Origin of the sequence: Nonomuraea wenchangensis (genome assembly GCF_900111685.1) — a bacterium.
Classification (GTDB): Bacteria; Actinomycetota; Actinomycetes; order Streptosporangiales; family Streptosporangiaceae; genus Nonomuraea; species Nonomuraea wenchangensis.
In genome coordinates, this window is sequence record NZ_FOHX01000004.1 from 81,975 (window position 1) to 103,118 (window position 21,144).

General features: G+C 69.2%; 20 protein-coding genes and 1 tRNA gene. 7 read left to right on the forward strand and 14 right to left on the reverse strand.

Annotated elements, in window-relative coordinates; translation table 11 throughout:
• Positions 1-5: 5 nt before the first annotated feature.
• On the reverse strand, positions 6-410 hold the full coding sequence (locus BMW85_RS12750; protein WP_091080928.1) for a hypothetical protein: 405 nt from the start codon (positions 408-410) through the stop codon (positions 6-8).
• Positions 411-494: 84 nt separating this feature from the next.
• Positions 495-707 carry a DUF397 domain-containing protein gene (locus BMW85_RS50990; RefSeq protein ID WP_245774755.1) on the reverse strand — a complete coding sequence of 71 codons (213 nt, stop codon included), beginning with the start codon at positions 705-707 and terminating at the stop codon, positions 495-497.
• A 195-nt stretch (positions 708-902) separates the two neighbouring features.
• Here BMW85_RS50990 and BMW85_RS12760 point away from each other — a divergent pair, with 195 nt between their 5' ends.
• The gene (locus BMW85_RS12760; RefSeq protein ID WP_091080929.1) at positions 903-3,965 is read left to right on the forward strand and encodes an NACHT domain-containing protein; all 3,063 of its coding nucleotides are present in this window, start codon (positions 903-905) and stop codon (positions 3,963-3,965) included.
• Between the two features lie 22 nt (positions 3,966-3,987).
• Here the strand turns inward: BMW85_RS12760 and BMW85_RS12765 are convergent, their stop codons facing one another.
• Positions 3,988-5,067, reverse strand: a complete 1,080-nt coding sequence (locus tag BMW85_RS12765; RefSeq protein ID WP_091080932.1) for an Rv3169 family protein — start codon at positions 5,065-5,067, stop codon at positions 3,988-3,990.
• A 97-nt stretch (positions 5,068-5,164) separates the two neighbouring features.
• Positions 5,165-5,665 carry a hypothetical protein gene (locus BMW85_RS12770; RefSeq protein ID WP_143082249.1) on the reverse strand — a complete coding sequence of 167 codons (501 nt, stop codon included), beginning with the start codon at positions 5,663-5,665 and terminating at the stop codon, positions 5,165-5,167.
• A 156-nt stretch (positions 5,666-5,821) separates the two neighbouring features.
• On the opposite strand from BMW85_RS12770, the gene BMW85_RS12775 reads away from it, so the two are divergent.
• On the forward strand, positions 5,822-6,358 hold the full coding sequence (locus tag BMW85_RS12775) for a peptidylprolyl isomerase (RefSeq protein WP_091080938.1): 537 nt from the start codon (positions 5,822-5,824) through the stop codon (positions 6,356-6,358).
• Between the two features lie 62 nt (positions 6,359-6,420).
• Complete coding sequence (locus tag BMW85_RS12780; protein ID WP_091080940.1) at positions 6,421-7,293, forward strand: rhomboid family intramembrane serine protease; 873 nt, start codon at positions 6,421-6,423, stop codon at positions 7,291-7,293.
• A 55-nt stretch (positions 7,294-7,348) separates the two neighbouring features.
• Here the strand turns inward: BMW85_RS12780 and BMW85_RS12785 are convergent, their stop codons facing one another.
• Entirely contained in the window at positions 7,349-7,594 is a 246-nt protein-coding gene (locus BMW85_RS12785) for a cell division protein CrgA (protein WP_091080943.1), read from the reverse strand.
• Between the two features lie 144 nt (positions 7,595-7,738).
• Here BMW85_RS12785 and BMW85_RS12790 point away from each other — a divergent pair, with 144 nt between their 5' ends.
• From BMW85_RS12790 to BMW85_RS12800, 3 genes are read left to right on the forward strand one after another with little or no spacing between them, the layout of a single operon-like run.
• Complete coding sequence (locus tag BMW85_RS12790) at positions 7,739-8,362, forward strand: class E sortase (protein ID WP_091080945.1); 624 nt, start codon at positions 7,739-7,741, stop codon at positions 8,360-8,362.
• Positions 8,363-8,369: 7 nt separating this feature from the next.
• The gene (locus tag BMW85_RS49520; protein WP_091080947.1) at positions 8,370-8,528 is read left to right on the forward strand and encodes a hypothetical protein; all 159 of its coding nucleotides are present in this window, start codon (positions 8,370-8,372) and stop codon (positions 8,526-8,528) included.
• Positions 8,525-9,097: an anthranilate synthase component II gene (locus tag BMW85_RS12800; protein ID WP_091080949.1), complete on the forward strand. Its 573-nt coding sequence runs from the start codon at positions 8,525-8,527 to the stop codon at positions 9,095-9,097. Before BMW85_RS49520 ends, BMW85_RS12800 begins: the two co-directional genes overlap by 4 nt.
• Before the next feature lie 142 nt (positions 9,098-9,239).
• Here BMW85_RS12800 and pknB read toward each other — a convergent pair whose 3' ends face one another.
• The 7 genes from pknB to BMW85_RS12835 form a co-directional block, all read right to left on the reverse strand.
• The gene (gene pknB, locus BMW85_RS12805; protein ID WP_245774756.1) at positions 9,240-11,096 is read right to left on the reverse strand and encodes a Stk1 family PASTA domain-containing Ser/Thr kinase; all 1,857 of its coding nucleotides are present in this window, start codon (positions 11,094-11,096) and stop codon (positions 9,240-9,242) included.
• Positions 11,097-11,178: 82 nt separating this feature from the next.
• Positions 11,179-12,558, reverse strand: a complete 1,380-nt coding sequence (locus tag BMW85_RS12810; RefSeq protein ID WP_091080955.1) for a serine/threonine-protein kinase — start codon at positions 12,556-12,558, stop codon at positions 11,179-11,181.
• A gap of 21 nt (positions 12,559-12,579) precedes the next feature.
• Positions 12,580-14,040, reverse strand: coding sequence for a peptidoglycan D,D-transpeptidase FtsI family protein (locus tag BMW85_RS12815; protein ID WP_091080956.1), 1,461 nt, complete (start codon positions 14,038-14,040; stop codon positions 12,580-12,582).
• Positions 14,037-15,419 carry an FtsW/RodA/SpoVE family cell cycle protein gene (locus tag BMW85_RS12820; protein ID WP_218155762.1) on the reverse strand — a complete coding sequence of 461 codons (1,383 nt, stop codon included), beginning with the start codon at positions 15,417-15,419 and terminating at the stop codon, positions 14,037-14,039. The genes BMW85_RS12815 and BMW85_RS12820 overlap by 4 nt, the downstream gene beginning before the upstream one ends.
• Positions 15,420-16,718 carry a Stp1/IreP family PP2C-type Ser/Thr phosphatase gene (locus BMW85_RS12825; RefSeq protein WP_091080960.1) on the reverse strand — a complete coding sequence of 433 codons (1,299 nt, stop codon included), beginning with the start codon at positions 16,716-16,718 and terminating at the stop codon, positions 15,420-15,422.
• Entirely contained in the window at positions 16,715-17,185 is a 471-nt protein-coding gene (locus BMW85_RS12830; RefSeq protein WP_091080963.1) for an FHA domain-containing protein FhaB/FipA, read from the reverse strand. The genes BMW85_RS12825 and BMW85_RS12830 overlap by 4 nt, the downstream gene beginning before the upstream one ends.
• 17 nt (positions 17,186-17,202) lie before the next feature.
• On the reverse strand, positions 17,203-17,943 hold the full coding sequence (locus tag BMW85_RS12835; protein WP_091081864.1) for an FHA domain-containing protein: 741 nt from the start codon (positions 17,941-17,943) through the stop codon (positions 17,203-17,205).
• Between the two features lie 201 nt (positions 17,944-18,144).
• Between BMW85_RS12835 and BMW85_RS12840 the strand changes: the two genes are divergently transcribed.
• A tRNA-Leu gene (locus BMW85_RS12840) sits at positions 18,145-18,227 on the forward strand.
• Positions 18,228-18,456: 229 nt separating this feature from the next.
• On the opposite strand, the gene BMW85_RS12845 is transcribed toward BMW85_RS12840, so the two are convergent.
• Both BMW85_RS12845 and BMW85_RS12850 read right to left on the reverse strand, forming a co-directional pair.
• Complete coding sequence (locus BMW85_RS12845; RefSeq protein WP_177240653.1) at positions 18,457-19,482, reverse strand: hemolysin family protein; 1,026 nt, start codon at positions 19,480-19,482, stop codon at positions 18,457-18,459.
• Entirely contained in the window at positions 19,479-20,864 is a 1,386-nt protein-coding gene (locus tag BMW85_RS12850) for a hemolysin family protein (protein ID WP_091080968.1), read from the reverse strand. The genes BMW85_RS12845 and BMW85_RS12850 overlap by 4 nt, the downstream gene beginning before the upstream one ends.
• Positions 20,865-21,144 lie beyond the last annotated feature (280 nt).

Below are 21,144 nucleotides of genomic sequence, written 5' to 3' on the forward strand. Positions count from 1 at the left end.
ACCGCTCACGAGGGTCCGGACGTGACGGGGCAGGGATGCGACACGTGCCGGTTCGGGCAGCAGACCATCCCCAGGGTCACGAACCTGCCGGCCTTCAGCCACTCGCCCCACTGCACGTCCACGCCCCGGGGCAGGGCGTCCCTGGCACGGGCCAGGCGCTCCTCCAGGGTGATGCGCTCCGGCCGGATGAGGGACGCGCTCGCCTTGCCGTACTCGCGGGCCAGCCAGCAGGCGGCGTCCTCGACGTCGTCGAAGCTGCCGGCGATCCGTGAGGCGGGCTTGGCCAGCCAGTCACCGGTGCGCATGGGCGGCAGCGGCGAGGTGGGGAAGCCGGGCGAGCCGGGCCGTCTCCCGGACTCGTCGCCTCGGTCAGCCCCGTTGCCGGTCCACTGGTAGGCGTGCCAGTGCATGATCAGACAGCTCCCGTAACCTTGAGGCGAGCGGCTCCTGCTTGCTGTGATCAGGCAGGGGCCGCCGCCCGTCTTGGGGTCTCGCTAGATGGTGGTCACGCCGGCCGCGCGAAGTTCGGCACCGGTGAAGCGGAGAGTCCCCGCATCCGGGTTCTTCCCGTCACGCAGGGCGAACGCGTCCGGAGCGCCCGGGATCGGGGCGATCTCGACGCAGGACTCCATCTCCTCCTCGTCCTGGTTGCCTCCGCACAGACGGCGGAAAACCGGCTGGTTGAGCGAGTGCTCGTACAGATCCACGTCATCGCCTCTCTTGTCTACTAGTTGTCTCTCCTCGTCTAAATAGCAGATTGTAGTCGTGCGACTACGGAAATAGGTCGCGGCTCGCCGTTCAGGAAGGCAGCGCCAGGCCGTGGCCGACGTGGACCGATCCCGGTAACGCTCCCTGCGGATGCCGCGTTGTCCAGGTAGTCGACTACGCAGAGGATTGATCTCGTGACGCAAGATTTTCTGGATCAGATCGCGTGGATCCTGTCCGCCGTTGCCGCCGTGGCGGCGGTGATCGGCCTGCGGTTCGACGCCTACAGCCACGCCCAAGGCCGTGAAGAGGCGTTTCGGAAGATCAGTGGGCGGTCGTTCGCCGCCGTGGGCCTGCTGCTGGTCGGGCTCGACGTTTTCGCCTGGCTCAGGAGCGCCGGGATCCCGCCGCGCCTCTGGCCTGATGTCACGTCGATCGTGACGGCGGGTGTCGGCTGCACTGTGCTCGTCCTGGGCATCGTACGGGTGGTCCGGACGGGGCCGGAGCCTTACGTGACCCAGCTGCGGCACATCTCCAACACCGCCATCGGGAAATTGGGCGAGCCGAACCAGCTCACCGAGCCGCTCGTCACCATCGGCAAGAGGGTCCCGCGCCGCCGGTTGGCCTCTCGGCAGCTGCTGCGTTCCCGCGCCAAAGTCACCTTCGTCGTCGGCGAAGCAGGCTCGGGGAAGACGCTGGCGCTACGGAAGGCGTTATGGCGAACGCACCAGCACGTCACAACCACGAAGAAGCCACCCTGGATGGCGGTGTACATCAACCTGGCCAACGTGACGGCGCCCATCACCGCGGAGGCGATCCGCAGCCATGTCTACGAGTTCGTCGCCGACGGGGACTCTGTCATCCAGACCGACCTGCGCAACCTGCTGGACGGACGGCGGAACCTGAGGTGGCTCTTCCTGTTCGATGCCTTCCACGCCGCCGATTCGGACGAGACGACCCTGAAGGCCATTCGCCAGTTCGCTGACAGCAGGCCTGCATTCGCGGCGATCGTCGTGACCCAGGACGAGCCGGACGTCCTCGCGGGCGAGAAAGTGCTGCGTCTTTCGCCGCTGACCTACAGGCAGCAGCAAGACATAGCGGCGGACAGCGGCATCACCGACACCCTGCTCAAGAGACTCTTGACGCATCTGACCCAGCATCCCGAGCTGGCACGGCGCGCGGCGAATCCGCGCTTTCTGCAGTTCCTCTGTGACCACATGCGGCAGGCCGAGGCGAACTGGTTTCCCAGCAGCTCCTACGAGCTGTTGGAAGCGGTCGTCGCCCAGCGGCTGAGGAGAGCGGCAAATCCGTCCCAAATCGCCGAGGTCGCGGAATCGCTCGCCGCTCGGGTGATCGACCGCGGCCTCGCGGCGGACCTCGAACGACCGGATCCCGCGGCGATCGACGCGCTGATCGCCGTGGGCATTCTGCAGGCGTATCGCAACGACATGGCCGTGTTCGCCAGCGGCATGTTCTGCGACTACTTCGCCGCTCGATGGCTCGTACGCATGCGCGAGCGCATCGACCCGCAAGAGCTGATCACGGCTCCGGCATGGCGCGATCCTCTGGCGCTCTGCCTCGGCCCATCTACTGGCGAGCTGAGGGAGCCGCTGGTCACAGCGGCCCGTAAGGTGCTCGACGAGCAGCTGACGAAGGCGGCTTGGGCGATCGGCGACGTGACCCCGTACCTCACAGCCGCGCCGAACGCTCCCCTCACCGGCATCGCGCGACCGGATCTAGCCTGGCCCGCGCCGGTGAGGCACGTGCTCGACCTGCTGAACAAAGTGGAAGGCGACGTGCCTGCGTCCGCTGAGCTGACCCGCCTCATCGACCGCATCGTCGTCAGCGCGTTCGTACGTGGCCGGCCGGCAGAGCAGAAACGCGCCATGGCTCTGTTGCCGCTCGCGTCGCCAGAGGTCGGAGCTTGGGCAGTGACCTGGCTGGTGCGGACAGACAGCCCCGAAGAGCTGACTCTCGACGCGGCCGAGCAGCTCAACGCGTCGCCGGAGACGTTTTCACGCCTGCCGGGACACGTCCGCCTGCTGCTCCTCACCTGGGTGCTGAAGTCCCCGCCACTGGTCAGTCTGCTGGTCCCCCGGGCCAGAATCCGCCTCGAGGATCGCGTCATCGGCCTGGCAGTCCTCGCCCGTGCAGCAGTGCGCCTGCTGCAGGCGTGGGCGGTCATCGGCATTATCCGCTTCAGCTCGCTGCTTTTCGGGGACGTGAGTCTGAGGTGGCCCAGTGCCGTGATGCCACTGATGTGCGGCGTTTTTCTCCTCGGCTCGGGTCCGCGGCTGAAAGCCGTCTCCCGGAGGGCCTATGCCATGGCCTGGTTCCCCGCGTTGCTGGGAGGCCTGCTGACCCTGGACGCCGTCGTGCAGGCCGCACAGGCGTTCGTCTTCCTCCTGTCGGGAGAAATAGGAAACGGGCTCCTGGAACTGTTCAGGGCTACGGCCAATTCGTGGCCCGTCGCGCTGGTGGCCTTCATGGGCTGGACGGGGCGGCTGCCCCAAGGGCCGCGGGACTGGATACTGCCGCATCTGCGCCCGCTGCACGACCTGTTCACGCAGTACATCGCCGCCCGAGACCCGGATGAGATCGTTCATGCCATCCGGCGCAACCTGACGCTGCCGAACAAGGCGCTCCTGCTTCGCTGGCTCAACGGCGGCCTCTTCCTCGCCCTAGCGATCCTCGTCTTTGGCCTACCGGTTGAGATCCCGAATGTTTCCCCTGGTGAGCAAACCGACGCGCGCGCCGCGACGGCCACGGGGCTGATCCTCCTGGCCTTTCTCGTCAACAGCATCCTGTCCAAGTGGCAACAGCGGATCAAGTGGCAAGGCATCTCCGAGCGCATGGCAAGTGGCCACCTCACCGCCGAAGAGCTACTCGCGATGCTGTACAGCGCCGGCCGTGCCGATCATCCGGGAAGTTCCGTCTCCCGAGTCCGGAAGTGGGAGACGCCCGAGACGGATTTCCTGGTCAGGGCTCTGACCGAATGCCCGCCGAATTCGTTGACCCATGTCGTGGACGTGCTGCGGGATCTGGACGCGGCGCTGGGGCACATCGCCTACATGGTGGACAAGAACAGTACAGAACCGATCCCGCAGGGAGTATGGGACTCTGTGCCGCAGCTCCGGCACCCAGGACTGCGTTCGTCGCTCATCCAACACGACAAACGCTGTCCGGGGCAGCTCGAACGGCTCGCCGCCGCGCACCAGGACCGGATCAGGCGCGTCATAGAGCGGGTGCCCGAGAGCTGACGGCCTGCGATTGCGTGGCGCGCTAGCCCCGCTCGAACGACGGGTGCGGGCCCAGGGCCCAGTATTCGAACAGGCCGTGGCCGACGTGCCCGTCGTACTCGAAGCGCCCGACCGCGTCCACGAGGCCCCACATGCGGTTCGCGTCCTCCGGCAGCCGGTACGTCACCCCCTGCACCACCGGCTCCGGCCCCTGGTACATGCCGTGCCGCCAGTCCGGTTCGAGGCCGTAGCCGGTGCCGGCCATGAGGTGGACCGGCAGGACGGGGGTGCAGCGCACGTCGAAGGGCTTGCCCGTGGGCGGGGTGAAGGTGATGACGGCCTCGACGACGTCCCGGGTGCCGGGGGCGTACACGGGCCGGTAGTCGGGGCGGCCCAGGTACTCCTCCTCGCGCCCGTCCGCCCACACCCGGACGGCCTCCTCCAGCAGCCGGCGGCCCCGCTCGTCCTCCTGGACGATGCACAGGATCGCGTGGTCGCCGAAGCTCATGGGGGCGTACAGCCAGTAGAAGGTGCCGGCGTTCCTGGACTGGATGCCGGGCGGCTCGGCCTCGCCGACCGGGCGGATGCCCCAGGAGCGGTCCCTGGTGCCCAGCCAGCGGTCGGGGGTGACCGGGATCTCCTCATCGCCGATCCGTACGTGCCCGGTCCAGCGGCCGGTCTGCGCGAGCCGGACGGAGTCGAACATCACCCGCTCCTGCCACCGCAGGAAGTGCCGGGGCTCCAGGGTGGCCGGGATCGTGCCCTCCCAGCTCAGGTCGAAGGACAGCCCGTACGCGTTCGGCTCCAGGATCACGCGCAGCCGCTTCAGCCCTTCGAGGACCTCGACCCGGAACGGGCCGACCCCGGTGTCCATGCGGTCCGCGCCGAGTTCGCGCGAGGCCCGTACCACCCGGTGCAGGTTCCCCCGGCGGGCCAGGGCGAAGGCGTCGGTGACGCCCAGGTTGGGGTACTGGCCGAGGCCGACGATGAGCATGAGCTCGTCGGTGCCGGCATGGCAGTTGAAGTAGTAGCGGTCGTAGAAGTTGCGGTCGGAGGTGGTCACGTGCCGCATGACCTGGGCCGCCTGGTGGACGGGGTAGTCGTCGAGGGGTGACAGCGCCATGGTCGGTTTGTAGCAAGCGCTTGGTAAGCGGTCAAACCCCGGGAAAGGAGAAGCGCCCCCGTGCCGGAGCACGGAGGCGCCTACCCTGGTCGCCGGATCAGGACATCTTGCGAGATGTCTCGTCCGCCCGCTCCGACACGCCGCTCGCCATCCGGTTCGCGGAATCGGCGGTACGTTCCGCCTTCTCGTTGACCCAGCGTGAGGCATCGGAGGCGGAGTCCTTCATGTGCTCGGTCCACTGCTGGGCATTGCGGCGGTAGGCCATGTAGCCCATCGCCCCAACCGCGAGTCCGGTCATCAGAACGAGCATCGGCCACCTACGCGACCGCGTCCGAGCCGGCTCGATCTTCCTGGCCGCCGCGGTCAGCATGGAGCTGACGTACGGAGCGACCTGGTCCTCGATGCCGTGCGCCGCGGACTCCAGCCGCGGTGCCGCCCAAGAGCGGGCGTCCTCGATACGGTGCGTGGCGGCCATCTTGGCCTGGCCGGCCATCGGCGACATGCGTTGGCCGGTGTTTACGGCCCGGGTCTTCACACGACCCATCCACGTGGCGGGTACCTCTATGACCACGCGGCGCTTTCTCAGTGTCAGGGACACGACAACCTCCCCTGTCGTTGGGATCCCGAGGCTGACCTTCCCTGGGGGAGGCGGTCCATTCATTGCGGTCCGTGGGAGGATGGTCACAGCGCCTTAAGGCCATAGTTCGCAAAAGATCACAAACCAACCCTGTATATAGAGGGGGGCAGCTGTCTCGTGGCTGAGAAGCTGATCGCTAACCTGCAGACCAACCGCGGCCTGATCAAGGTCGAACTCTTTCCCACCAAAGCGCCGAAGACCGTGCGCAACTTCGTGGAGCTGGCTGAAGGCACCCGCGAATGGACGCACCCGGGCACCGGCGAGAAGAGCACGGGCCGCTACTACGACGGCACCATCTTCCACCGCGTCATCTCGGGCTTCATGATCCAGGGCGGCGACCCGCTGGGTCAGGGCGTCGGCGGCCCCGGCTACGAGTTCGACGACGAGATCCACCCCGAGCTCTGGTTCAACCGGCCCTACCTGCTGGCCATGGCCAACGCGGGCATCCGCTTCGGCAAGGGCACCAACGGCTCGCAGTTCTTCGTCACGGTCGCCCCGCAGCCGCACCTCAACGGCAAGCACACCATCTTCGGCGAGGTCGTCGAGGGCCAGGACGTCGTCGACGCCATCGCGAAGACCCGCACCGACGCCCGTGACCGGCCCGTGGAGGACGTCATCCTGGAGTCGGTCACCTTCGACCGCGTGCAGGGCTGAGCCCGCGTTCCTGAGGGGCGGGCGAAGCGCAGCAAGCCGTAACAGGCCATAGGCTTTCGGTCATGACCAGCTTGCCGCCCAGCCCGCCCCCTCAGCCGGAGCAGCCGGCCGAGGCCGTCCCCACGTGCTACCGGCATCCGGAGAAGGAAACCTGGGTCCGCTGTCAGCGTTGTGAGCGCCCGATCTGCCCCGACTGCATGCGTGACGCGGCGGTCGGCTTCCAGTGCCCCGAATGCGTGGCCGACGGCAACCGCGGCATCCGTCAGGCCCGCTCCACCTTCGGTGGCAACGTCGTGCGCACGCCGATCGTCACCTACACGATCCTGGTCATCAACCTGCTGATCTTCGGGGCCCAATATCTCATCGGCGACCGCGTCACGGGCGAGCTCGCGATGTGGCCCGCCGGGGTCGCGCTCGGCGAGCAGTACCACCGGCTGATCACCGCCGCGTTCGTGCACGGCGGCGTGATGCACATCCTGTTCAACTCCTGGGCGCTCTACGTCGTCGGCCCCTACCTGGAGCGCTCCTTCGGCCACGCCCGCTATCTCGCGATCTACCTGCTCAGCGCGCTCGGCGGCAGCGTGCTCGGCCTCTGGCTCGACCCGCTCAGCCAGCCGACGGTCGGCGCCTCCGGCGCCATCTTCGGCCTCTTCGGCGCGGTCTTCGTGGTCGGCCGCCGGCTCAACATGGACGTGCGCGGCATCGCCGTGCTGATCGCGATCAACCTGGCGATCACCTTCGTGGTCTCGGGCATCAGCTGGACCGGGCACATCGGCGGACTGATCACCGGTTCGCTGCTGGCGGCGGCCATCGCCTATGCCCCCAGCAGGAACCGGACCCTGTGGCAGGCGGCGACCGTCGCGGGCGTGCTGATCGTGCTGATCGCCCTGGTGCTGGTGCGCGTGTCGGCCATTCAGGCCGCCGTGGGCGTCTGAACGAGGGCCGCCGCGTGACGGCGCCCACAGGGTGTGGAAAAAACTGTGGAAAGAACTAACGCCAGCGGGTGGAAAGAACCACACCGAAGATGATGAACACGAACCCGATCAGCAGATTCCAGTTCTGGAGGTCGCCGATGAAGGGCGTGCTGGGCGCGACGTAGTAGACCGCGATCCAGAGGATGCCGATGATCCACGCGATGACCATCGTCGGCGCCAGCCACCGCGGGCTGACCTTGACCTGCTGCGACCTCTGCGGCGGCGTGTAGACCGCCTTCTTACGAGCCTTGGACTTGGGCACTGGGTAACTCCTGCTGAGGGCCTGGGGCATCCGGATCGTCCGCAGGCTCTTCGGTTAGCCTAATCGAGACGGGCCCAGGATAGTCGCCACGCGCACGTCCTGGCGATCCCCGGTCGCCGTGGCTCCCCCGCTTACCCTGATCGAGTGCGGGCTGCGCTCCGGGCCCTGGGGGAGACGAGCATCACCGCGGGCCTCATCCTCATGTTGTTCTGCGCCTACCTGCTCTGGGGCACCGGCTCCTACACCCAGAGCCAGCAACTGCTGCTCCAGCGCGAACTCGCCGCGGCGCGGGCGGCCGGCGAGCGCGGCCGCCTCGACCGCATCGACCTGGGCCGGGCCGTCGCCCTGCTGAGCATCCCCAGGCTCGGCCCCGGCTTCCGGTACGCGATCGTCGAAGGCGTCGGCGCCGACCAGCTCAGGAAGGGGCCGGGCCACTACCCGGGCAGCGCCCTGCCGGGCCAGATCGGCAACTTCGTGGTCTCCGGGCACCGGACGACGTACGCGGCCCCGTTCAACCGGCTCGACGAGCTGGAACGCGGCGACGAGATCGTGGTGGACGCCCGCGAGGCCCGCTACACCTACCGCGTCACCTCACAGGACGTCGTGGAGCCCGACGAGGTGGACGTGCTCGCCCCCGTGCCCGGCAAGCTCGACATCCGCCCCATCCGCGCCTACATCACGCTGTCCACCTGCCACCCGGAGTTCTCCGCCGCCCAGCGGCTCATCGTGTACGGCGTGCTCAAAGAGACGCAGCTCAGGAAGGAATGAGCCCCAGATGTACGCCTGGCTCTGGCGCAAGCTGCCCGGCCCGCTGCCCCGCCGGATCCTGACCGCCGCCGTGCTGGTCACCGCCGTGGTGGCCGTACTGTGGTTTGTCGTCTTTCCGCTACTGGAGCCGCTGGTGACGCTCGACGAGGTGACGGTGAGGGAATGAGCCGGGTGCTGGTGGTGGACAACCACGACAGCTTCGTCCACACGATCGTGCAGTATCTGCGCGTCCTCGGGGCCGAGTGCGACGTACGCCCGCGCGACGAGGTGCGCGAGGCCGACGCCGACGGTTTCGACGGCGTGCTGGTCAGCCCCGGCCCCGGCACTCCCGAGGCGGCCGGCGTGAGTGTCCCGCTCGTCCGCCGCGCGGTCGCGAGGCGGCAGCCGCTGCTCGGCGTCTGCCTCGGCCACCAGGCCATCGCCGTCGCCTTCGGCGCCACGGTCACCCGCGCGCCGGAGCTGTTCCACGGCCGGACGAGCGACATCCTGCACGACGGCGAGGGCGTGTTCGAGACACTGCCCTCGCCGGTGCGGATGACCCGCTACCACTCGCTCGCCGTGCTGCCCGGCACGGTGCCCGAGACGCTGGAGGTGACCGCACGCACCGCCGACGGCGTGGTCATGGGCCTGCGCCACCGCGGGGCGCCGGTCGAGGGCATCCAGTTCCACCCCGAGTCGGTCCTGTCCGAGCACGGCTACACGCTGCTGGGAAATTGGCTTCGGCGAACCATGTAACAAATGTCGTGCTGCCACCGACTTACCAGTGAACGTCCCCGCCGTTGCCCCCGAGCGGCGGGGGCGTTCTTTTCGTTCGGCAACGCCGAGGGCCGCCCCTCCCGGAAGGGAGAGACGGCCCTCGGCGCTTCTGGACCCGTCGCTAGAACCCGTCGGGCTCGTCGTCGATCGGGTTGTCGTTCGTCGGCGGGTCGTCGATCGGGTTGTCGCTGGTCGGCTCGTCGCTGGGCTGCTGGGGGAAGTCTTCGTTCGGCTGCTGCGTCGGCTGCTGCGGCCCGGTGGACACCACGATCGTGATCGTCGTGTTGGGCGCCAGCTTGGCCCCCTCGCCGGGGTTCTGCTGGATGACCGTGCCCTGCGGCTGGTCGCTCGGCTGCGGGACGACCTTCACCCGGAAGCCGGCCGACTTGATCTGCGCGGAGGCGTCCTCCTGGGTGAGCCCGATGACGCTCGGCACCTCGCCCAGCTCCTTGGGCACGTAGAGGGTGACGGTGCCGTTCTCCTCGATCTCCTCGCCGGCCTTGGGCCTGGTGTCGATGACCGTGCCCTGCTTCTTGCTGGAGACCTTGGTCTTGACCGTGCCGCGCAGGCCCTCCTTCTCCAGAGCGGCCATCGCGTCCTCCTGGGACAGGCCGATGAGGCCGTCCGGCACCTTCTTCTTGGCCGGGCCCTTGGAGACGTAGAGCTTGACCGCCGAACCCTTCTCGACCTTGGTGTCCTCCGGCGGGTCGGTCCGGATCACACTGCCCTTGTCGATCTCGGAGCTGTTCTCCTGGACGACCTCGACCTTGAGCTCAAGCGTCTTGAGCTGCTCCTCCGCGTACGCCCGCTCCTGCGAGACGAGCGAGGGGATCGTGACCTGGGTGTCGGAGGTGGCGCTGTTGCCGCCGCCGAAGACGATGTAGCCGACCGTCACGAACGCGCCGATGATCAGCAGCGGGATGATGATCCACAGGGCGGTCTTGACCCCGTTGCCGCCGCCTCCGGAAGCCCGGCGCCGACCGCCACGGCCGCCGCCCTCGCCGTCGCCGTACTCGTAGGGCGGGACGGCGTTGGTGCGCTGCGTGGCCGGGCCGGCCGCCGCGTGCGTGGCCGTCATCATGCGCGTGCCCTGGCCGTAGCCGCCGGCGTTCATCGCCATCGTCTGGGCGTCGGTCGGCATGCCGGACATCGCCCGCTGGATGTCGGCCCGCATCTCGCCCGCGCTCTGGTAGCGCTGGGCGGGGTCCTTGGCCATGGACTTGAGCACGATCGCGTCGGCCCAGGCCGGGATCTCGGGGTCGATCTGCGACGGCGGGATCGGCTCCTCGCGTACGTGCTGGTAGGCGATCGCGACCGGCGAGTCGCCGGTGAACGGCGGCTGGCCCGTCAGCAGCTCGTAGAGCAGGCAGCCGGTCGAGTAGATGTCGCTGCGCGCGTCGACCCGCTCGCCCCGCGCCTGCTCCGGCGAGAGGTATTGGGCCGTGCCGATCACCTGGGCGGTCTGCGTCATCGTGGCGGCCGAGTCGGCCATCGCGCGGGCGATGCCGAAGTCCATCACCTTGACGTCGCCCGCACGGGTGATCATCACGTTGGCCGGCTTGATGTCGCGGTGCACGATGCCGCCGCGGTGGCTGTAGTCGAGCGCCCGCAGAATGCCGTCGACCAGCTCGACCGCGCGCTCCGGCAGCAGCCGGCGATCCTGGCGCAGCAGGTCGCGCAGGGTGCGGCCGTCGACGTACTCCATCACGATGTACGGGACCGGCGCGCCGTCGGTGACGTCCTCGCCGGTGTCGTAGACCGCGACGACGGCGGGGTGGTTGAGTGAGGCCGCGGACTGCGCCTCGCGGCGGAAACGGGCCTGGAAGGTGTGGTCGCGTGCGAGGTCGGAGCGGAGGGTTTTGATCGCGACTATGCGGTCCAGCCGGATGTCTCGGGCGCGATACACCTCGGCCATGCCGCCGCGCCCGACGACACCGTCGAGCTCGTAACGACCTCCGAGTAGCCGAGGCTGAGTCATTTCCTGCACTGTCCCTTACCGTTCATCTTGGGTACCGGCCTGCTCGGGGGCCGCCGGTGTCCATCATCGACCCCCTGGCGCGTCACGTCTCCTCCTCGGGCGGGTTTGTCGCACCCTGATCCGGCGAAGTGGGCGGTGTCGGAGTTGTCAGGGTTGGGGTGGGCTTCGGGGTTGTGGGGGCGGGCGTCGGGGTCCGCGTCGTCGGGGTTGCCTTCGGTGTCGGCTTTCTCGTGGGAGTAGCCGACTTGCTTACCGTAGCCGACCGCGAGGGTGTAGGCCGCGACGACCTGACCGCAACCACCGGGGGGCGGTGGGTCCGCGGTTTGGTCCTGATCGGCCTCACCTGGGCGGGCGAGGGCGCCGGGGGCGTCGGCTCCGCGGTGCCGGGCGCGGCCGTGGTGGGGGTCCTGGCGGCGAGGGTCATGGCGCTGAGGCCCACCGCGGCGACGCAGCCGGCCGTGGCGACCACGGCCAGCGTACGGGCGCCCCGGCGACGCCGCCTCGCCGGCGCCGGCCCGGTGGTGTGCTCGTCGGGCGCGGTGGGGGTGACCAGGTCGGTCTCCCGCTCCTCCTCCGGCGACGGCTCGCGTACGCGGAAGCCGCCGGGGTCGGTGAGCATGCTCAGCTCGGCCGGCTGACCCGCCGAGCGCTCGGCGGCGACCAGCGACTCGCGCAGCACGTACGCCCGGTCGGCCACCGCCATGGCCGTCCCCGGCCGCAGCCCGGGATCCTTGGCCAGCAGCCTCATGACCAGCTCGCGCACCGGCGCGGGCACGTCCACGCCGAGCGGCCTGGGCGCCTCGTTGAGGTGCTGCAGCGCGATGGCCACATGATTGTCACCCAGGAACGGGGTGCGCCCGGCCAGGCACTCGTAGGCCACCACGCCGAGGGAGTAGAGGTCGGTCGCCGGGGTGAGCGGGAAGCCCTGCGCCTGCTCGGGGCTGACGTATTGGGCGGTGCCCAGCACGGTGCCGGTCTGCGTCACCGGCGCCGCCTCCATGGCCCGCGCGATGCCGAAGTCGGTGACCTTGATCATGCCTTCGGGCGTGACGAGCAGGTTGCCCGGCTTGATGTCGCGATGGATGACGCCCGCCGCGTGCGCCGCGTGCAGCGCCCTGGCGGTCTGGTGGACCACGTCGAGGGTCACCTCGGCCCCGATGGCGCCGTTGCGCCCCAGGATGGCCGACAGCGGCTCCCCGTGGACCAGCTCCATCACGAGGTAGGACAGGTCGCTCTGCTCGCCGTAGTCGAAGACCTGGGCGATCCCGGGGTCGGCCAGGGAGGCGGTGATCCTGGCCTCGTTCCTGAAACGTTCGCGAAAGGCCGGGTCGACGTGGATGTGACTACGGAGGATCTTGACGGCCACCTCGCGGCCCAGGAGCTCGTCCCGGGCACGCCACACTTCTCCCATACCGCCCATGGCGATGCGGGAGACCAGGAGGTAGCGGTTACGGAGCCGCATGATCCAGCAGGTTACCGTCGGTCACTTGGTGAGCACCGCCTCCAGCACGGCCTTCGCGATCGGGGCGGCCGTGTGGCCGCCGGTCGCCTCCGCGCCGACGTTGGCCGCGCCGGACTCGACGATGACCGCGAGCGCGATCTTCGGGTCGTCCGCGGGCGCGAAGGAGATGAACCAGGCGTGCGGCGGCTTTCCGTCGGCCGTCTCCGCGGTGCCCGTCTTGCCCGCTACTTGGACGCCCGGGACCTGCGCGAGGTTGGCCGTGCCGTTCTGGACGACGCTGACCATCATCTGCCGCAGCTTGCCGGCGGTCTCCTCGCTGACCGCGTCCGTCAGCTCGTCGGGGTCGGCCTCGTCGATCGTGTCGCCCTTGGCGTCGGTGATCTTGTTGACGAGATAGGGCTTCATGACCGTGCCGCCGTTGGCGATGCCGGCCGCGATCATGGCCATCTGCAGCGGCGTCATCCGGTTGCTGCGCTGCCCGATGGAGGCCATGGCGAGCGCCGCCTTGTCCTCCTCCTTGCCGAAGTCGCTCTGCTCCACCCTCATCGGCACGCCGATCTGGGTGCCCATGCCGAACTTCTCGGTCTGCTCGTTCATCTTGTCGTAGCCCAGCTCCATGCCCATCTTGCCGAAGGGCGTGTTGCAGGACCTCTCCAGCGCGTACGTGAGCGTGACCGAGCCGGAGCCGCAGGCCGCGCCGCCGTAGTTGGGCAGGCTGATGTTCGTGTTGGGCAGCGGGAGGTTCTGTGGCGCGTCCACGGTCGTGTCGGGCCCGCGCGAGGAGTCGTCCTCGAGGTAGGCCGCCATCGTCACGACCTTGAACGTCGACCCCGGCGGGTAGGTCTGCCCGATCGCCCGGTTGAGCAGCGGCTGGTCCTTGTCCTTGGCCAGCTCGTCGTAGCGACCGAACACCTTGCCCTTGTCGGTGCCCGACAGCTCGGTCGGGTCGTAGGTGGGCAGCGACACCATGGCGAGGATCGCGCCCGTCTTGGGCTCGATCGCGATGACCGCGCCCCGCTTGCCGCTCTGGCGCAGCGCGTCGTAGGCCGCCTTCTGGGCCTTGGGGTTGATCGTGACCTCGACGTTGGCGCCCTTGGTCGGCTCGCCGGTGAACAGGTCGATGCTACGGCGCAGCAGCAGGTCGGCGCTGGAGCCGTCGAGCAGTTTGTTCTCGCTGGCCTCGATCGCGCTCGCGCTCTCCGGCGAGAAGAAGCCGGTGACGTGCGCGTACAGCTTGGCGTCGGGGTACTGCCTGATGAACCTGAACCGCTTGCTGTCGGTCTCCACGGACTGCGCGATCACCTTGCCGCCGGCGATGATCCGCCCGCGCTCGATGGAGTAGCGCTCGTAGAAGTTGCGGACGTTGCGCGCGTCGGCGCGCAGCTCCTCGGCCCGCACCGCCTGCAGGAAGTTCACGTTGATCATCAGGAGCGCGAACATGGCCAGGCAGGCCACGGACACCCGCTTGAGTGTGCTGTTCATCGCTGGAACACCTGCGTCAATCCTTCGTTCTGGATCGCCTGGGGTGGGGGGCGCCGGGCGGCGTCGGACGTACGTACCAGCAGCGCGATGAGGATCCAGTTGGCCAGCAGGGCCGAGCCGCCCTGGGACATGAACGGAGTGACCAGGCCGGTCAGCGGGATGAGGTTGGTCACGCCGCCGACGATGATGAACACCTGCCACGCCAGCAGGAACGCGAGGCCGCCCGAGAGCAGCTTGCTGAAGGGGTCGCGGGCCGCCAGCGAGGTGCGCAGACCCCGCTCGACCAGCAGCGCGTAGAGCATGAGCAGCGCCATGAGGCCGGTCAGGCCCAGCTCCTCGCCTGTGGCGGCGAAGATGAAGTCGGAGAACGACAGCGGGATCAGCTCGGGGTGCCCCTGGCCGAGCCCGGTGCCGAGGATGCCGCCGGCGCCGAAGCCGAACAGCCCCTGCATGATCTGGTAGCTGCCGCCGATCTCGCGGTCGTAGAACTCGGAGCTGCCCGGGTTGAGCCAGATCTCGAACCGGTCGCCGACGTGCGAGAACGCGAGCCCGGCGAGATAGGCGCCGCCGACGAAGAGCAGCAGGCCGATCAGCACCCACGAGGTGCGCTGGGTGGCGATGTAGATCATCGCGATGAACGTGCCGAACAGCAGCAGCGAGGTGCCGAGGTCCTTCTCGAAGACCAGCACGAGCAGGCTCAGCCCCCACGTCGCGAGGACGGGGCCGAGGTCGCGGGCCCGGGGCAGGTCGATGAAGAGCAGCCTGCGGCCCGCCAGCGCCAGCACGTCGCGCTTGGCCACGAGGTAGCCGGCGAAGAAGACCACGAGCGCCAGCTTGGCGAACTCACCCGGCTGGATCGAGAAGCCGCCGATGCGGATCCAGATCTTGGCGCCCTGGACCTCGCTCAGCGAGCCCGGCAGCAGCGCGGGGATGGCGAGCAGCACCAGCCCGATCGCGCCCGCGGTGTAGGTGAGGCGCTGCAGCATGCGGTGGTCGCGCAGCACGACGAGGGTGGCGGCGAACATCACGACGCCGAGGCCGGTCCACATGATCTGGTTGGCCGCCGACGCGCCCGGCATCTTGGCCGACTCCAGCCGGTAGATCATCACCAGGCCGAGGCCGTTGATCAGCGTCACCAGCGGCAGGATCAGCGGGTCGGCCCAGGGCGCGAACTTGGCCAGCACGAGGTAGGCGACCAGCATGATGCCGCCCAGGCCGAGACCGTAGGCCAGCATGCCCGCGGGCACCCGGCCGTCCACGGCTAGGCCCACGTTGGCGTAGGCGCCCATGACGATCAGGACCGCGAGCGCCAGCATGACGAGCTGGGCCACCCGGCGCTTGGCCGGCATGGGGACGGGGGAAGCTGCGACTTCGCTCATCTATTGCGGTTTCGTCTTGGTCTTGGTCGCGGACGCCGACGGCGTGGGGGACGGGGACGCCTCCGTCGAGCCGTCGTCGGCCTGGCTCGCGGAGAACTTCAAGCTGTTGATCTTCTCCACGCCCGCGTCGGCGTTGGTCACCGGTATGCCGCTCTTGACCAGCGCCTGATCGGCCTCGGACAGCCGGGAGAGCTGCCGCCCGGTCATCCGGGAGACGCTGAAGAGCTGGAAGGGACCCACCTCCTTCTGCACCCCCTGGTAAACGACCACTTCGTCGCCCCTAGCGCCGACGAAGAACTGGTCCTGGGTCCACTGGTATCCGAAGTAGCCGCCGGCGCCGACGGCCACGCCGCCCACGCCGAGCACGGTGACCAGCACGGGCCACATCCGGCGACGACGCCGGAGCGCCGGCCGCTGGGCGACCGGCTCCTGGAAGTCGTCGTCAGTGAGGACCGGCTGGGGCGCGGTCACCGCCTCGGCTCGCCCCGGCTGGGTGTCCTGGGGGGCGCCGCCCCGCAGCCTGGCCATCCCCGCCGCGCCGACGACGGCGGCCTCGGCGGGCACCGCCTGCCCGTCGTCGAGGTCCAGGACGTCGGCCAGCACACAGGTGATGTTGTCCGGCCCGCCACCGCGGTTGGCCAGGTCGATGAGCTGCCGGACGACCTCTTCGGGGTCGTCGATGTTGGTGAGCGTGGCGTGCAGCGTCTCCGCGCTCACCACCCCGGACAACCCGTCGGAGCACAGCAGGTAGCGGTCGCCCACCTGCGCCTCCCGCAGCGTGAGGTCGGGATCGACCTCGCCGCTGCCGTCGAGCGCGCGCAGCAGGATCGAGCGCTGCGGGTGCGTGGCGGCCTCTTCCGGCGTGATGCGCCCGTCGTCGACGAGCTGCTGGACCAGGGTGTGGTCATGGGTGATCTGGTAGAGCTCGCCGCGCCTCAGCAAGTAGGCGCGCGAGTCTCCCACGTGGACGAGGGCTACTTGGGTGCCGCTCCACAGCATGGCCGTGAGCGTCGTGCCCATGCCCTTGAGGCTGGGATCCCGCCCCACCATCTCGTGCAGCCTGCGGTTGGCATCGCGTACCGCTGCCTCAATGGCGTTGAGCAGGTCACCCCCCTTGGGGGCCTCTTCGAGAGAGGCCATGGCGGCGATGGCGACTGAGCTCGCCACCTCGCCGTGTGCGTGCCCGCCCATGCCGTCGGCGACGGCGAGCAGGCGGCCGCTGGCGTACGCCGAGTCCTCGTTACCTTCGCGGAGGAGGCCGACGTCCGAGCGGGCGGCGTAGCGGAGTGCGATGGTCATTTGCGCAATTCAATGACTGTTTTGCCGACGCGGATCGGAACACCGAGCGGCACCGGGGTCGGGCGGGTGACTTTGGATCGGTCGAGGTACGTGCCGTTGGTGGATCCTAGGTCTTCCACGATCCACTGGCCGTCCTGTGGGAAGAGCCGGGCGTGCCGGCTGGATGCGTAATCGTCGCTGACTACCAGCGTGGCGTCATTCGCCCGGCCAATGGTGATGGGCGTCTCCGTGAGGTCGATGGTGGTGCCTTGCAGCGGGCCACCGGTGACGATGAGCTGGCGTGGCTCGCCCTTCTTGCTCTTGGGCTTCGCCGGTGCCTTCGCGGGCCTTGACGCTTTGCGCGGGCCCGCGGGAGCCGTGCGTGAACCGAACAAGTCAGTCCGGATCACGCCGACTGCGGCAATGACGAAAAACCACAGCACCGCCAGGAAGGCTAGCCGGATCAGCAGCAGCGTGAGCTCGGACATGGACCGTCTGTTTACCTCTAATCGCGCCGGAAAACCAGAGTCGTGCGACCCAGCGTCACTCGCGTGCCGTTCTGGAGCTCGATCCTGCGTACCGGCTGGCCGTTGACGAAGGTTCCGTTCGTCGATCCGAGATCCACGAGGGCCACTGTCTGGCCCTCGACGCGCAGCTCGGCGTGGTGCCGGGAGACGCCCGGATCGACGAGACGAAGGTCGCAGTCGGTGCCCCTGCCGAGCAAGGTCACCGGAGTGGTGAGCTCGTAGGAGCGGTCGCCCTGCGGGTCGTCCTGAGTGGACACGAGCAGCCTGGGCCGCCCGTTGAACGCGTTGGGCCGGGACGGGGGCAGGTCGCTCGCCGGCTGGCGGATCTCGTCCTGCTCGACCGTCGCGCCGCGGATGACCCCCGACCGGATGCGGAACAGGCCCACAGCCAGATCGCCGGCGGTCTCGAAACGCACCCGGACCGGTCCTACGAAGGAGTAGCCCTGCTCCTTGGCGTACTCCCTGGCGAGGTTCGCCAGCTCGTGGCTGATGCTGTCGGCGTAGACCTCAAGCCGTTCGCTGTCGGTCGTGGACAGCTCCACCACGAAGTCGTTGGGCACGAGCGTCCTACCCTGGGCCACGATCGCCGCGCGCTCGTCCATCTCCCGCTGAACCGCGCTGGCGACCTCGACCGGCTGGAGATCGGATTTGAACGCCCGCGCAAAGGCTCCCTCAACCAAGCCCTCGAGCCTTCGCTCGAAGCGCTGAAGGACTCCCACCGGGTACCTCCCTTCCTCCGTGCATATGATCGCGGCCACCCGGCGCGCCCGGCGCCTGGTTTCCGCTTGTTCCACAGTGGCGGCGTTCCTCGGCGCCCGTCGGCTGTCGCGCCCAGCTCCTCCGCTCCCGTGTCTTATGCGATCGTATCCGGGTTCAGTACCACTGGCTGTTCCGTGCTAATGTTCTTTCCGCACCCACAAGGGCGGGTGGCGGAACGGCAGACGCGCACGGTTCAGGTCCGTGTGTCCGAAAGGACGTGAGGGTTCAAATCCCTCCTCGCCCACTCAGGTCCACCGATGAAATCGGCAGACCCACATTGACGAAAGCAGCCCCGGTTCGCAAGAGCCGGGGCTTTTTCTTTGTCGGGCCCTGGTGTGCGCGGCCGCGCTCCGCAAGGAGGACGGTAGATGCCTCCGCTTGCAGATCACTTTCGGGCGGCTTGCGTGATTTAGCTCACAAAAGGGGCTTTCTCGTGCCGGCTCGGTGACCGGCCGGCACGAGGCAACCCGAGCTCAGCCCGCCGTGGCCCCGGCCGCCCTGGTGTCCAGGAGCTCGCCCAGGAGGTCGGTCAGGCTCACCATGCCGATGACGGCGCCCGCGGCGTTCGTCACCAGCGCCAGGTGCGCCCGCGCGTCCTGGAGGGCCGTCACGGCCTCCGGCACCTGCGTGACGCACGCCAGCCTCGGCAGGGGGTGTTTCAGCGACTCCGCGGTGGCCTCGGGCCGCAGGAGGGCGTCCCTGGCGTGCAGGGCCCCCTCGACGCCCGACGGGCCCTCCACGAGCAGCCTCAGGTGCCCGCTGCCGGCGGCCGCCTTCCTGATCTCCCGCGCGGTCGCCTGCACGCCGACCTTCACCGCGCGCTCGATGGGGACCATCAGCCGCTCGATGCCCTCCGCCTGGAGGCGGAGCGCACGGGTGAGCAGGTCGTGCTCCTCGCGGTCGAGCAGGCCCATGCGGCCCGACTCGCCCACCAGCATGGCGAGCTGGCGAGGGGTGCGGGTGGTCGCCAGCTCGTTCCTCGGCTGGACGCCGAACAGGCGCAGGATGGCGTTCGTCAGGCCGTTGAGCGAGCGCAGGAGCGGGCTCATCAGGCTGGTGAACGCGCGGAACGGCAGCGTCAGGAGCAGCGCCGCCCGCTCGGGGTGGGTCAGCGCCCACGACTTCGGCGCCATCTCGCCGACCACCATGTGCAGGAACGTCACCAGCGCCAGGGCGATGGTGAGCGAGATCGGCAGGCGCAGGCCCTCGGGGACGCCCAGCGCGGCGAACAGCGGCTCCATCGCGTGCTCCAGGGCCGGCTCGGTGACCTGACCGAGGCCCAGGGTGCACAGGGTGATGCCGAGCTGCGCGCCGGCCAGCATGAGGGAGAGCTGCCGCCCGCCGCCGACCGCCGACTTGGCGGCGATGCGGACCAGGCGGTGGCCGCCCCCGGCCATCTCCTCCAGCCGGTGACGGCGGGCCGAGACGAAGGCGAACTCCGCCGCCACGAACAGGGCGTTGAACGCGAGCAGGGCGAGGCTCAGGAGCAGCAGCGTCATCGGGCCGCCTCCGCCCACTCGCCCCGCTGCTCAGAAGCTTGTTCCGCCGGCTGCTCCTCCGGGGACACGCGGACCCACTCAGGCACTCGTCTGTTGAGCGACATCACCGTCAGGCGGGCCGTACGGCCGCCCTCGTCCTCCTCGAAGGGGTCGTCCGTGTCCGCGGTGACCGGCACGGACACCGCGTCGCCCGGGTCGGGCAGCCGGCCCAGACGGGCCAGGACCAGACCGGCGAGCGTGTCGTAGTCGTCGCTCTCGGGCAGGCTGAGGCCCGTGGCGCGCTCGACCTCGTCTAGGCGCAGCCGCCCGGGCACCTCCCAGACGCCGCCGGGGCGCTGCACGGCGCCGAGCGGCTCGGGGTCGTTCTCGTCCAGCAGCTCGCCCACCAGCTCCTCGGCGAGGTCCTCGACGGTGATGACGCCGGCCAGGCCGCCGTACTCGTCGATGACGCAGACGATGTCGTCCTTGGCGCCGCGCATCCGGTCGAGCACGAGCGGGAGCGGCAGGCTGTCGGGCACCAGCAGCGCGGGACGGGTGACCGTGCCGACGCGCCCCTCCTCAAGGCCGGAGGCCAGCAGCTCGCGCACGCCCGTCACGCCCAGCACGTCGCCGTCCTCGGCCAGCACCGGGTAGCGGGAGTGGCCGCGCTCGCGCATGACGCCGAGCAGGTCGGAGATGGGCTGCGACTCGCGCAGCACGACCACGCGGGGGCGCGGCACCATGGCCTCCTCGGCGGTGCGGTCGCCGAACTCCAGCGCCCGCTCCAGCAGGTCCGACAGCCGCGGAGGCAGCTCGCCCGCGCGGGTCGACTCCTCGATGATGCGCGACAGCTCCTCGGGGGTCGCCCCGTGCTCGACCTCCTCCACGGGCTCGATGCCGACCAGGCGCAGCAGGCCCGTGGCGGCCGAGTCGAACAGCCGCACCACCGGGCCGACCACCGTCAGGTACGCCAGCGTCGGCCGGGCCAGGAACTTGGCCACCGGCTCGGGCCTGGCGATGCCCAGGTTCTTGGGCGCCAGCTCGCCGAGGACCATCTGCACCACCGTCGCCACGAGCACGCCGGAGGCCACGGACACACCGGTGATCATGGCGTCGGACATGCCCGTGCCCTCCAGCCAGGGCCGGACGATCACGGAGATCGCCGGCTCGGCCAGGAAGCCGACCAGCAACGCGGTGACCGTGATGCCGAGCTGGGCGCCGGAGAGCATGAACGACAGGCGCGAGGTGACTTTCAGTGCCTTGTCGGCGGCGGCGTCACCGGCGGCGGCCTGCTCGCGCAGAACACCCCGGTCGGCGGCGACGTAGGCGAACTCCTGGGCGACGAAGAACCCGGTCGCCGCGGTCAGGAGGAACAGGGCCAGTAGCCCCAGATAAGCGCTCACCGTAGTGAGCCCTCAGAGGAACCCGTGCCCCAGCACGGGCATGGACTCCACGGGTCCGGAGCGGACACGATCATCCCTTCGATAGAGGTTGTCCTTTACGTAACGACGCGGGTGGCGTCTATGTTTCCGCCGCCGCCTTCGTCACACCCGTCTCAAGGGTCATTCGTGCGCGTCCACGCCGCTTACGATCTTTTGGTTCCCGGTACTTTTCCGTGGAGCAACCTTGGCGGCACTCCGCACAGTCGGGGGGTTCGACGTACCGTCTATGACATACCGAAGG